10 protein-coding genes and 1 pseudogene are annotated in these 11,951 nt (G+C 72.2%); 6 read left to right on the top strand and 5 right to left on the bottom strand.

Annotation, left to right across the window (positions count from 1 at the left end; genetic code table 11):
• The 6 genes and pseudogenes from AX685_RS01420 to AX685_RS01395 all read left to right on the top strand — a co-directional run.
• Positions 1 to 398 (top strand): annotated as a pseudogene (locus AX685_RS01420) (hypothetical protein); the annotation flags it as partial.
• 83 nt (positions 399 to 481) lie between these two features.
• Positions 482 to 1,204: a response regulator gene (locus AX685_RS01415; RefSeq protein WP_066484575.1), complete on the top strand. Its 723-nt coding sequence runs from the start codon at positions 482 to 484 to the stop codon at positions 1,202 to 1,204.
• Positions 1,205 to 1,256: 52 nt separating this feature from the next.
• Positions 1,257 to 2,570: a sensor histidine kinase gene (locus AX685_RS01410; RefSeq protein WP_082740409.1), complete on the top strand. Its 1,314-nt coding sequence runs from the start codon at positions 1,257 to 1,259 to the stop codon at positions 2,568 to 2,570.
• A 116-nt stretch (positions 2,571 to 2,686) separates the two neighbouring features.
• A complete protein-coding gene (epsC, locus tag AX685_RS01405) occupies positions 2,687 to 3,613 on the top strand; it encodes a serine O-acetyltransferase EpsC (protein ID WP_066484570.1) in 927 nt (308 codons plus the stop codon).
• Positions 3,610 to 4,350, top strand: coding sequence for a gamma-glutamyl-gamma-aminobutyrate hydrolase family protein (locus AX685_RS01400; RefSeq protein WP_197418438.1), 741 nt, complete (start codon positions 3,610 to 3,612; stop codon positions 4,348 to 4,350). The genes epsC and AX685_RS01400 overlap by 4 nt, the downstream gene beginning before the upstream one ends.
• A complete protein-coding gene (locus AX685_RS01395) occupies positions 4,347 to 5,615 on the top strand; it encodes a dicarboxylate/amino acid:cation symporter (protein WP_066484566.1) in 1,269 nt (422 codons plus the stop codon). Before AX685_RS01400 ends, AX685_RS01395 begins: the two co-directional genes overlap by 4 nt.
• A 37-nt stretch (positions 5,616 to 5,652) precedes the next feature.
• On the opposite strand, the gene AX685_RS01390 is transcribed toward AX685_RS01395, so the two are convergent.
• The 5 genes from AX685_RS01390 to prsK all read right to left on the bottom strand — a co-directional run.
• Positions 5,653 to 5,847, bottom strand: a complete 195-nt coding sequence (locus AX685_RS01390) for a hypothetical protein (RefSeq protein ID WP_066484564.1) — start codon at positions 5,845 to 5,847, stop codon at positions 5,653 to 5,655.
• Between the two features lie 82 nt (positions 5,848 to 5,929).
• Positions 5,930 to 6,742 carry a DUF815 domain-containing protein gene (locus AX685_RS01385; protein WP_066484561.1) on the bottom strand — a complete coding sequence of 271 codons (813 nt, stop codon included), beginning with the start codon at positions 6,740 to 6,742 and terminating at the stop codon, positions 5,930 to 5,932.
• Positions 6,743 to 6,774: 32 nt separating this feature from the next.
• Positions 6,775 to 8,913, bottom strand: a complete 2,139-nt coding sequence (locus AX685_RS01380) for a tetratricopeptide repeat protein (RefSeq protein WP_082740407.1) — start codon at positions 8,911 to 8,913, stop codon at positions 6,775 to 6,777.
• Complete coding sequence (gene prsR / locus AX685_RS01375; RefSeq protein WP_066484559.1) at positions 8,906 to 10,276, bottom strand: PEP-CTERM-box response regulator transcription factor; 1,371 nt, start codon at positions 10,274 to 10,276, stop codon at positions 8,906 to 8,908. The genes AX685_RS01380 and prsR overlap by 8 nt, the downstream gene beginning before the upstream one ends.
• Positions 10,273 to 11,951 (bottom strand): XrtA/PEP-CTERM system histidine kinase PrsK (prsK, locus tag AX685_RS01370; RefSeq protein ID WP_066484556.1); only part of this gene is annotated, 1,679 nt, incomplete at its 5' end. The genes prsR and prsK, both read right to left, overlap by 4 nt.

The following is an 11,951-nucleotide window of genomic DNA, read 5'->3' as shown; positions in this document are numbered from 1 at the left end:
CCCCTGCCCCGACCACCCTTGCCCCGGATCCGGCCCGTTCCCAGACCCGCGCGGACGCGATCGCGGCCGCCGATCGCCGCTTCGCCGCGATGGACGCCAACCACGACGGCACCGTCACCGCCGAGGAACGCCACGCCTGGCGCGACGCGCGTCGGGCCGCGCGCGGCGGCGATGCGGCGACCGCCGGTCGCCCGGACCGCGCCGGCCCCGATCGTGCCGGCAAGGGGCGCGGGATGAAGGCGCGCGAAATCACCCAGGCCGAATTCCGCGAGCGCGCGCTGCGGATGTTCGACCGGATGGATACCAACCATGACGGGGTCGTCGACGCACGCGAGCGCGAGGCCGCGCGCCTGCTGATGCGCGCACGGATGACCGGCGGCGACGACGGCGCGAACTGATCGCACGCCCCGCATCCATCCGCTGCGGCGGGCGGATGCGGGGGCTTCCCATCGGGGTATCCGCCATGCCAATCCCGGACGTGATGGGCGACACACCTCACCTCCTGCTCGTCGATGACGAACGCTCGATCCGCGAACCGCTGGCGGTCTATCTGACCAAGCAGGGGTTTCGCGTGACGCAGGCGGGCGACGCCGAAAGCGCTCGCACGCGGCTGGCCGCCTATGCGATCGACCTGATCGTCCTCGACATCATGATGCCGGGCGAGGACGGCCTGTCGCTGTGCCGCCACATCCGCGCCACCGGCGAGACGCCGATAATCCTGCTGACCGCGCGCAGCGAGGAAACCGACCGCATCGTCGGGCTGGAGATGGGCGCCGACGATTATGTCGTGAAGCCCTTTTCCCCGCGCGAGCTGGCGGCGCGGATCAAGACCGTGCTGCGCCGCGCGGCGGGTGGCGGCGGCCTGCGCCAGCATGCGCCGGAAAGCGGCTCCTACGCCTTCGCCGGCTGGGTACTGAAGACCGGGGAGCGCGCGCTGGTCGATCGCGAAGGCGTGTCGGTGGCGCTGTCGACCGGCGAATACAATCTGCTGCTCGCGCTGGTGCAGCGCCCGCGACAGGTGCTCACCCGCGACCAGTTGCTCGACCTGACGCAAGGGCGCGAGGCCGCCGCCTTCGATCGCGCGATCGACAATCAGGTCAGCCGCCTGCGCCGCAAGATCGAAGCCGATCCCAAATCGCCGGAGATCATCAAGACCGTCTGGGGCGGCGGCTACGCGCTGTCCACCGACGTGACCCGCCTGTGACGCCACGCCCGTGACCCGCCGCCTTCCCTGGCCGCGCAGCCTGGCGGGGCAGATGGCGCTGCTGGTCGCGCTGGCGCTGTTCGTGGCGCAGGCGTTCAACCTTGCGCTGGTCCTGCGCGATCGTACCGCCTTTCGCGTGGCGCAGGCGACTCGCCCCGCCGCGGTGCAGATCGCCGACGCGCTCGATCGCGAGGCGCAGGGACGGGCGCTGTTGCAGGATCGTGGGCGGGTGCGGATCGCCGCCGCCAGCCCGCTGACCCCGGCGATGCATGCCCAGCCCGATCTGGCGCACGAACTGGCATCGCAGCTCGCCGAGCTGGGCGTGCCGGTGCGCCGGGTCGCCGTCGCGCTCGCCTCCCCCAATCAATATGCGCTGCGCCCCACCCGCATCGAACGGCGGATGATGGCCCGCGACGGCATGGCGCCGCAGCGCCGCGATGCGCTGGTGATGGCGGTGCAGCAGCCCGGCGGACGCTGGCTGGTCGTCGCCTCGCCATGGTCGCGCAACGATTCGCGGCTGTTCTGGCGGCTGCTGGCGCAGACGCTGATCCTGTACGGCGCGGTGCTGCTGCCGGTGCTGTGGATCGCGCGGCGCATCTCGCGGCCGCTGCGCGAACTCGCCGCCGCTGCGCGCGCCTATTCCCCCGCCTCCGCGCCGGTGCCGCTGGCGGAAAACGGCCCGCCCGACGTGCAGGCGGTGATCGCCGCGTTCAACGCGCTGCGGCTGCGCGTCACCGCGATGCTGGACGAAAAGGACCGGATGCTCGGCGCGATCGGCCACGACCTGCGCACCCCGCTGGCGGCGTTGCGCGTCCGCGTCGAATCGGTCGAGGACGACACCGATCGCGCGCGCATGGTGGAAACCATCGCGGAGATGAACAGGACGCTGGACGATATCCTGTCGCTTGCGCGGATGGGCCGCCCCAGCGAGCCGCCGACCGAGGTCGATCTGGCCGCGCTGGTCGATGCCGTGGTCGAGGATTTCCGCGATCTGGGCGCCGCCGTCACCTTCGAGGAAGCGGAGCGGCTGCGGATGCGGCTGCGCCCGTCGCTGATCCGGCGCGCGATCCGCAACCTGATCGAGAATGCCATCAAATATGCCGGCGCGGCCGAGGTCACGCTGGAGGCCGGCGAGCGGCACGCCGCCATCCATGTCGCCGATCGCGGCCCGGGCATCCCGCCGGAGCGGCTGGACGACGTGTTCGATCCGTTCATCCGCCTCGAAACCTCGCGCAATCGCGATACCGGCGGGATCGGACTGGGGCTCGCGCTGGCGCGGTCGATCGTGCGCGAGGCGGGCGGCGAGATCGTGCTGGCCGCGCGCGACGGCGGCGGACTGCGCGCGACGATTACGCTGCCGCGATGAACGCATAGTTTTTCTACGGCCCCGCGACGCAGGTCTTGCCCGCCGCGCTATCGACTTCGCGCGCCCGTGTAATATCCTATCGGATAACTGGAGTAAGGGCGTAGGAGAGCGTTCGTATGACCATTCCCGATACCGTGTCGGGGCTGCGGGCCGCCCGCGGCGACTGGCGGCGCCGTCACGATCATCGCCGCGACATCGGCAGCTTCCCGTCGCGTGATGCGATCGCGGCGATCGTCGATACGCTGTCCGCCGCGCTCTATCCGCGCAGGCTGGGCCACTACCGTGCCCCCACCGCGGCGAGCGAGGACGATTACGTCGCCGCCAAGCTGATCGCCGGGCTGCGCGACCTGGAGCGCGAGGTCGCGGCGGAGATCGGCTATTGGCAGGAAGAAGCGAGCGCCGATTTTCCCGAGCATCAGGCCGCCACGATCGTCCGGCTGTTCGCCACCACCCTGCCCGAGGTCCGCCGGCTGATCGACGGCGATGTGGAGGCCGCTTTCCTCGCCGATCCCGCCGCGCGCAGCGTCGACGAGATACTGGTCTGCTACCCGGGAGCCATCGCCAGCCTGCACCACCGGATCGCGCACCAGCTCCACCAGCTGGGCGCGCCGATCGTCGCGCGGCTGATGTCCGAACTGGCGAACGAGCGGACCGGGGTCGACATCCACCCCGGCGCGACGATCGGGCGGCATTTCTTCATCGATCACGGCACCGGCGTCGTGATCGGCGAAACCGCGATCATCGGCGACCGCGTGCGGCTGTACCAGCATGTCACGCTGGGCGCGCGCAGTGCCGTGGGACTGGCGCCGCAATCGCCCCGCGCGCGACTGGCACGCCATCCGATCGTGGGAAACGACGTCATCATCTACGCCGGGGCGACGATCCTGGGGCGCGTCACGATCGGCGATCGTTCGGTGATCGGCGGCAACGTCTGGCTGCTGTCCGACGTCGCACCGGACAGCGTGCTGGTGCAGCCGGAGGCGCTGCACCTTGACCCCGCCGGGGCTGCAGATCTGCGCGACACACTGGAGCACGCGGCATGAACCGCCGCGCACGCCGGCCGGTCGTGGGGATCATGTGCGGCAACGAACAGGCCGCGCGCCCGATCCAGGCGGTGGCGACGCGCTTCATCGCGCCGGTCACGCACTGGTGCGACGCCACCGTGCTGCTGGTGCCGGCGGTGGCGGATGCGATCGACGTGGCGGCGACCGCCGCCTGCCTCGACGGACTGCTGCTGACCGGCGCGCGTTCGCACGTCGCGCTGGCGTCGGACTGCACCGACGACAGCGTCGGCGCGACCGACCCGGCGCGCGACATCGTCGCGCTGTCGCTCGCCGAACGGATGATCGACACGGGCAAGCCGGTGTTCGGCATCTGCCGCGGCTTGCAGGAGATCAACGTGCTGTTCGGCGGCTCGCTGCGCACGCTGGATCACGGATCGCACCTGCGCGGCAATTGGGCGGACGATTACACCGATCTGTTCGACCATGTACATCCGGTCGATCTGACCCCCGGCGGCAAGCTGGCGCGGATCAGTGGCTGCGGCCGGCTGGACGTCAATTCGGTGCACCAGATGGCGATCGACCGGCTCGGCACCGGCCTGTCGGTGGAGGCGGTGGCGGCTGACGATGCCGTCATCGAGGCGATCACCGCGCACGACGTCGCGGCCGACGTGCTGGCGGTGCAATGGCATCCCGAATGGCAGGGCACGCATTGCCCGGCCAATCGCGGTTTCTTCGCGCTGTTCGGTGCCGCGCTGGCGCGGGCGGCAGCGCGATGAGCGCCCGCCGCCTCCCCGGCTTCGGCGTGCAGGTCGCGATCGGCATGGCCGCCGGGCTGGCGCTGGGCTTCGCCGCGCGCAGCCTCGGCGGGGCCAATGCGCCGCTCGGCACGACGCTCCATACGCTGGGGCAAATCTTCGTCCAGCTGCTCAAGGCGCTGGTCCCCGCTTTGGTCTTCACCGCGATCGTCGGGTCGATCGCGGCGCTGCGCGATCTTCACAACGCCGCGCGGCTGGTCGTGCAGACATTGCTGTGGTTCGCGCTGACCGCGCTGGCGGCCGTGTCGATCGGGATCGCACTGGGCCTGCTGCTTCAGCCGGGGCTGCACGCCGGGGTCAGCCCGGCCACCGCCGCCGCGCCGTCCACCACCGGGTCATGGCTCGATTTCCTGAAGGGGCTGGTCCCCGCCAACATGCTGGGCCTGACCGCCAGCACGACGCTGGCGGACGACGGCGCGACCACGGTCGTCGGGTTCAACGTGCTGCAGATCATCGTCGCCGCAATCGCAATCGGTGCCGCCGCGGTCAGTGTGGGGGAGGCCGGCGCGGGCTTCCTTGCGTTCAACGCCTCCGCGCTGGCGGTCTTCCGCCGGTTGCTACGCTGGGTGATCGCGCTGACGCCGATCGGATCGGCGGCGCTGATCGGGGATGCGGTGGTCCGCTACGGCTGGACCATGCTCACCTCGCTCGGCACCTATGCGCTGGCGGTCTATCTCGGCCTCGCGCTGGTCTTGCTAGTCGTCTACCCGGCGGTGCTGGCGTCCCACGGGCTAAGCCCGGCGTGGTTCTATCGCCGCGCCTGGCCCGCGATCCAGCTGGGTTTCGTCTCGCGCTCCTCGGTCGGCACGCTCCCGGTTACGGAGGAACTGACCGAACGCGCGCTGGGCGTCCCGCGCGCCTATGCCGCCTTTGCGGTACCGCTGGGGGCAACGACGAAGATGGACGGGTGTGCCGCGGTCTATCCGGCGATATCGGCGATCTTCGTGGCGCAATTCTTCGGCATAGCGCTGCACCTGTCCGACTATGCGGTGATTGCAGCGGTCTCGGTGCTTGGATCGGCGGCGACGGCGGGGTTGACCGGCGCCACGGTGATGCTGACGCTCACGCTGTCGACGTTGGGCCTGCCGCTGGAGGGCGTCGGCCTGTTGCTGGCGATTGACCCGATCCTCGACATGGGGCGCACCGCCACCAATGTTGCGGGCCAGATGCTGGTCCCGGTGATCGTCGCGCGTCGGGAGCGCCTGCTCACGTCTGTCACGACGTGACGAAAACGGGGTGCGCCGCCGCACCCCGTCCCGATCATCAGCCGCGCGCGCCGCGCAGCGTGTTGAGCACCGCCGCCGCGGCGACGCCGGCCAGCGCCAGCGACGCCCACGGCCGTTCCTTCACGAAGCCGCTGGCCTTCTGCGTCAGCGGCGCATCGCCCGAAAAATGATGGCGCAGCGAATCGGTCAGCCCGGTCTTGCTGTTCGAAACCTTGGCATCGGCGGTCGACATGATCGTATCTCCGGTGGTGGAAAGGACGCCGCGTCAACGCACCGGCACGCCGCCGGTGCCATCGCCGTCCCTCCGGCGCGGGTCAAGTCAGCGCAATCCCGTCTCGCCCCGCCAGTTCGACGACATATTGCCACGCCACCCGGCCCGAGCGGCTGCCGCGCCGCGTCGCCCACTGGATCGCGTCCGCGGCATCGAACGGCAGCCCGTAGCGCTCGGCATAGCCGCGCACGATTGCGCAATAGCCGTCCTGATCGACAACGTGAAAGCCCAGGCTCAACCCGAAGCGATCCGCCAGCGCCAGCTGGTCGTCGACCGAATCGCGCGGGTTGATCGCGCTGTCCTGCTCGCGAATGTCGCGCGTCACCAGGTGGCGGCGGTTCGACGTGACGATCAGCCGCGCATTGCCCGGCCGCGCCTCCGCTCCGCCCTCCAGCAACGATCGTAGCACGCGCGCATCGCCCGCCGCGTCGAAGCCGAGATCGTCGAGGAAGATCGCGAAGGCGCGCGGCGCCGCGGCGATCGCGTCGAACAGCGCGGGCAGCGTCGCCAGCCGGTCGCCCGGGACCTCGACCAGCGCCAGCACGCCACCGCCGCCCTGCACCGCGCCTACCGCCGCCTTCACCAGCGCGGACTTGCCCGTGCCGCGCGCACCCCACAGCAGCGTATCCTGCGCGGCATGGCCGGCCGCCAGCCGCCGCAGATTGTCGGTCAGCGCGGTCTTCTGCGCATCGACGCCGTGCAGCATCTCCAGCGGCAGCGGGGCGAAGGCGCGCGCGGCGACCAGCGCGCCGTCGCGCCAGACATAGGCGGGGTGCGCCAGCGGGTCGGCGCCGGCGGGCGGCGGCGGGACAAGCCGCTCCAGCGCGGCGGCGATCCGGTCGAGGGGGTCGGGCATGACGCCCGCGCTACCCTTACCGTGCGCGCGGCTCAACCCGGTGGCAGGCTGGCGAGCAACCGGCGCGCGCCGTCGCGATCGGGCAGGTCGGCACGGCGCAGCAGCGCGGCGATGGCCGTGCGCGCCTCGGCAGGGCGTTTCGCGCCCGCCAGCGCCTGCGCGCGGTGCCACGCGATCGTCGCGTCGCCGGGCGCCGCCTGCGCCGCCTTGTCGAGCAGTTGCAGCGCCGCCGCGACCTGCCCGCGCCCCAGCAGCGCCCAGCCATAGGCATCCGCCGCAGCCGCTCGCATCGGTTGCAGGCGACAGGCGGCGCGCGCCAGCGCCAGTCCCGTCGCCGGATCGTCGGCATCGCTGTAGGCGCCCGACAGGCTGGCGAGCAGCAGGTCGTCGCGCATTCCCAGATCGGTGCGCAGCCGCTCCAGCGTGTCGATCGCCTCGTCGTCGCCGGCCGCGCGCTGGAGGTTCGCCAGCGTCCGCCGCGCCGCGATGTTCTGCGGGTTCTGGCTGAGGAACAGCGCCAGTGCCTGCGCCGCGCCGCGCCGGTCGCCGGCCATCGCGCGCGCCTCCACCAGCCGCAGCATCACCGACTGGTCGAACCGCAGGTCGGCGGCGCGGGCATAGTCGCGCGCCGCCGCCGCCCAGCGCCCCGCCGCCGCGTCCAGATCGCCCAGCAACATCGCCGCCGCGGGCGCGCCGGGGGTCTGGCGGGCGATCCGCTGCGCCAGCGCGGTCGCCTCCGCCCCGCGCCCGTTCTCCAGCAGGCCGCGGACATAGGCGACCGCCGCACGCGGATCGTCGGGCACCTTGCTGACCGCATCGGCCAGAACCGCCTGGCTGTCATCCTGTCCGAACGGCGCGGCAAAGGGGTGCGGCACCGCCGCCGCGCGATCCAGGAAGCGCGCCGCCCAGTCGCGCTTGCCCTGCGCCTCGAACGCGCGCGCGACCAGCGTCAGCGTATAGCTGTCGGCATCGCCGCGCAGCGCGATCGGGCGCAGCACCGCCAGCGTCCCCGCCGCATCGCCCGACCGCAGCAGCGCCGCGCCCAGCAGCCGCCGCGCCACCAGATTCATCGGCTGGCGGTCCAGCAGCGCGCGCCACTTGACCGCCGCCTGTTCCAGCCGCCCGGCGGCATAATCGGTCGCGCCCGACAGCAGCAGCCCACCCGGCAGGCCGTCCAGCGCGCCGCCGCTGCGATCCAGCAGGTCCGCCGCCAGCTGCCGGTTGCCCGCACGCGCGGCGATCACCGCCAGCAGGTAATAGCCCTGCGGACTGTTGCGGCGCGTCATCAGCGCACGCCGCGCCGCCGCCACCGCCTCGCCGTTGCGGCCCAGATCGCCCAGCGTCGCGGCATATTCGGCCAGCGCCGGGTGGTAATAGGGATCGCGCCGCAACGCCGCCGCGAACCATGGCAAAGCCGCATTCAGGCCATAGCGACTGCGCACCACCTCCCCCGCCAGCACCAGCGCCGACAGGCAGGCACGATCCGCCGCCAACGCGCGCTGCACCGCCTCGCCCGCGCCGGCCACATCGCCCAGGTTCCAGCGGATCCGCCCCAGGTCGACCCACGCCGCCGCATCGCGCGGGTGGCGCGCCAGCACGGTCTGCAGCAGCGCCACGCCGCCTACGGTATCGCCCTTGTCCGCCATCGCGCGGGCGCGGGCGCGCTGCGCCAGCGGGTCGCCGCTGGCCTGCGCCGCTTCCGCGATCGCGCCATCGGCATCGTCCTGCAACTGGCGCGCGGCGGCGCGCAGCGGGTGCAGCGTCGCCGGGTTGGCGCCGGCCGCCGCCGCGCGATCCACCGCCCCCTCCACCGCGACGCCCTCGCCCAGCAGCAGGTTGGCGCGCGCCAGCCCCAATTGCGCCGTCGCATTGCCCGGCGCCACGCCGGTCGCGGTCAGGAAATGATAACGCGCCGCCGAATAATTGGCCTGTGCCAGCGCCGCCTCGCCCTGACGGATCGCGACCAGCGGATCGGGTCGCTCGGCGCGCCGCGCCAGCGCGACGATCGCCAGCACCACCGCCGCGGCCAGCAGCAGCGCCAGCAGCGCACGCACCCGCACGCGTGTCGCTACCCGCCCCGCGCGCGCGGCGATACCATGCCACGGCCGATGCCGCCGCCGCCGGCGCCAGCCGCGCTGCGCCGGCGGTTGATCGCCCGGCGCCTCACGCATTCAGGTCGTAGCTTTTCATCAGGTCGTACAGCGTCGGCCGGCTGACGCCCAGCAGCCGCGCGGTGGCGGAAATATTGCCATCCGACTGCGCCAGCGCGCGGCGGATCGCGCCGCGATCGGCCGCCTCGCGCACCGCGCGCAGGTTGATCGGCAACGCGCCGTCCTCGGGTGGTGCCAGATCGAGGTCGGCGGCCGTCGCCAGCTTCCCATCGGCCATGATGACCGCGCGCTTCACGCGATTTTCCAGCTCGCGCACGTTCCCCGGCCATCCCCACGCATCGATCGCCGCCGTGGCATCGGGCGAAAAGCCGGTGACCGCGCTGCCCATCGCGCGCGCGAACCGCGTCAGGAAATGCCGCGCCAAAAGCGCCGCATCGCCCGGCCGCTCGGCCAGCGACGGGATGCGCACGACGATCTCGGCCAATCGGTAATACAAATCCTCGCGGAACCGGCCGTCCGCCACCATCGCGTCGATATCCTGATGCGTCGCGCACACGATCCGCGTGTCGACCGCGATCGGCTTTCGCCCGCCGACCCGCTCGATCACCCGCTCCTGCAGGAAACGCAGCAGCTTGACCTGCAACGCCAGCGGCACGTCGCCGATCTCGTCCAGGAACAGGGTGCCGCCGTCGGCCTGTTCGATCTTGCCCGGCGTCGTCTTCACCGCGCCGGTGAACGCGCCCTTCTCATGCCCGAACAATTCGCTTTCCAGCAGCGTCTCCGGGATCGCGGCGCAATTGATCGCGACGAACGGCGCGTCGCGGCGGCGCGATGCGTCGTGCAGCCCGCGCGCCAGCACTTCCTTGCCCGTGCCGCTCGCGCCCAGCAGCATCACCGTGATGTCGGCCGGGGCGACGCGCTCGACCGTGCGCGTCACCTTCAGCATCTCCGGCGCGGCGGTGATCAGGCCGCCCAGCGCCCCGCCCAGCGCATCCTCTTGCGCGCGCGCCGCCAGCCGGCGATTCTCCGCCTCCAGCGCGTGGACGTGGAACGCGCGCGCCACGATCAGCCCCAGCTGGTCGATATCGATCGGCTTCTGGTAGAAATCCCACGCCCCGCCCGCGATCGCCGCCAGCGCGGATTCGCGCGCGCCATGGCCGGATGCGACGACCACCTTCGCGTCGGGCTTCAGCGCCAGTATCTCGGCCAGCGCGCGCAACCCCTCGGTCGTGCCGTCGGGGTCGGGCGGCAGCCCCAGGTCGAGCGTCACCACCTGCGGCTCGTGCAGGCGCAGCGCCTCGAGCGCGGCGGCCCGGTCGCCCGCCACCACCACCTCGTAACCGTCATAGGCCCAGCGCAGCTGGCGTTGCAGCCCGGCGTCGTCCTCGACGATCAACAGCGTCGGTCGCTTTGCTTCGGTCATGCGGCGGCCTCCAACGCCCGCGCGCGCGGCAGGGCGATGCGGAACCGGCTCCCCTCGCCCTCCCGGCTCGTCACCAGCAACCGTCCGCCCATCGCCTCGACCAGCTGCCGCGCCTCGAACGCGCCCAGCCCGAAGCCGCTTGGCTTGGACGACACGAACGGCCGGAACAGGCCGTCGCGAACGAAATCGGCGCTCATTCCGCCGCCCTGGTCGATCACGTCGATGAACACCTCGTCGCCCTCACCCCCCACGACCAGCGTGACCGGCTGGCCCGCGGCACTCGCTTCGACCGCATTCTGGATCAGATGGCCCAGCACCGTTTCCAGCGCCGCCGGATCGGCCAGCGCCATCGCTTCATGTCCCTCGGCACGCAGCGGGTGCTGCGCGCGGCGCGCATCCGCCAGCCGCTCCGCCAGCGCCAGCATCCCCACCGGGTGCCGCTCGCCCGCCGCCCCCGCCTGCCGCTGCGACAGGCGGGCGAGCAGCGCGGTCATCCGCTGCGACGAATCGCGCAGCGTCGCGATCATGTCGGCGCGGAATTCGGGGTTGTCGGCGTGCCGCTCGGCATTGCGCGCCACCAGCGCCATCTGGCTGACCAGATTCTTCAGGTCGTGCAGGATGAACGCGAAGCGGCGGTTGAACTCATCGAACCGCTGCGCCTCGCCCAGCGCGCCATGCGCCTCGTCCTCGGCCAGATAGCTGGCGACCTGCCGCCCGGCGACGCCCAGCAGGTCGAAATCCTCCCAGTCGAGTGCGCGCGATACCGGCGGCGGGGCGAGCATGATCGCCCCGATCAGCCGCCGCGCGTGCAGCAGCGGCACCAGGGCCCAGCCGTCGGCGCGCGCGGTCATCCACGCCGGGACCAGCGCGGCTTCCTCCGCCGGCGCACGCCCCGCCGCCACCGCCGGCAGGTCGATGACCCGCGCGGTCCGCTCCAGATACCGCGCCAACGCGGCGCTGCCGGCCTCGTCGGGCGCCGCCTCGCACCGCCACGCCGCGCGCGCGCGCAGCCCGCCCGCCTCGCTGGTCAGCAGCAGCCCGGCGGGCGATTCGGTCAGTTCGGCCAGCGCGGTGACGACCCGCACGGTCAACGTCGCGCCCTTCCCCCCATCACCGCCCAGCGTTTCGGTAAAGCGCAGCCAGGCGTTGCGGTAATCGTAGCGGTGCCGGAACAGGTGCTTGGTCACCACGACCTTGGCCCAGCCGCGCAGCCACGGTGTCGATGCCAGCGTCAGCACGCTGGCGGCCGATCCGAACACGAACGCGGTTTGCACGATCCGCGCCTGGTTGCCCGCCAGCGATCCCAGATATCCGGTGACGATCCCGGTCGCCAGCACGTACAGCCCCGCCAGCACCGCCGCCGCCGCCCGCAACGCCACGGTGCGCGACGCGCGGAGCGCCTGCGCATCGCCCTGTTGCGCGGCGAACATCACCAGCGGGGCGACCACCACCATCACCGCGCCGCGCGCGATCGTCAGCGTGGGCGGCCAGCCGTCGATGATGAACGCCAGCAGATAGACGACCAGGTCGGTCGTCCACATCAGCGCCAGCGCCGCCAGCAGGACATGGCGCGCGCCCCCGCCCTGCTCGCCCGTCCCCAGCAATGCGCGCTGCATCAATACCAGCGCGCCGACGCTGCCCAGCATCCGCAGCGACAGCCCGGTCGAATCGAGCG

Source organism: Sphingomonas sp. CCH9-F2, assembly GCF_001556735.1.
GTDB classification, from domain to species: Bacteria; Pseudomonadota; Alphaproteobacteria; order Sphingomonadales; family Sphingomonadaceae; genus Sphingomonas; species Sphingomonas ginsenosidimutans.
This window is presented reverse-complemented; position numbering and strand designations above follow the sequence as displayed.

What these genes read in the sequence shown, in the direction of transcription:
- AX685_RS01410 (WP_082740409.1), top strand. Translation starts at nt 1,257, where the DNA reads ATGGCGCTGCTGGTCGCGCTGGCGCTGTTCGTGGCGCAGGCGTTCAAC.
- AX685_RS01385 (WP_066484561.1), bottom strand. Translation starts at nt 6,742, where the DNA reads ATGCCCGACCCCCTCGACCGGATCGCCGCCGCGCTGGAGCGGCTTGTC.
- AX685_RS01415 (WP_066484575.1), top strand. Translation starts at nt 482, where the DNA reads ATGGGCGACACACCTCACCTCCTGCTCGTCGATGACGAACGCTCGATC.
- epsC (WP_066484570.1), top strand. Translation starts at nt 2,687, where the DNA reads ATGACCATTCCCGATACCGTGTCGGGGCTGCGGGCCGCCCGCGGCGAC.
- AX685_RS01390 (WP_066484564.1), bottom strand. Translation starts at nt 5,847, where the DNA reads ATGTCGACCGCCGATGCCAAGGTTTCGAACAGCAAGACCGGGCTGACC.
- AX685_RS01395 (WP_066484566.1), top strand. Translation starts at nt 4,347, where the DNA reads ATGAGCGCCCGCCGCCTCCCCGGCTTCGGCGTGCAGGTCGCGATCGGC.
- AX685_RS01380 (WP_082740407.1), bottom strand. Translation starts at nt 8,913, where the DNA reads ATGCGTGAGGCGCCGGGCGATCAACCGCCGGCGCAGCGCGGCTGGCGC.
- AX685_RS01400 (WP_197418438.1), top strand. Translation starts at nt 3,610, where the DNA reads ATGAACCGCCGCGCACGCCGGCCGGTCGTGGGGATCATGTGCGGCAAC.
- prsR (WP_066484559.1), bottom strand. Translation starts at nt 10,276, where the DNA reads ATGACCGAAGCAAAGCGACCGACGCTGTTGATCGTCGAGGACGACGCC.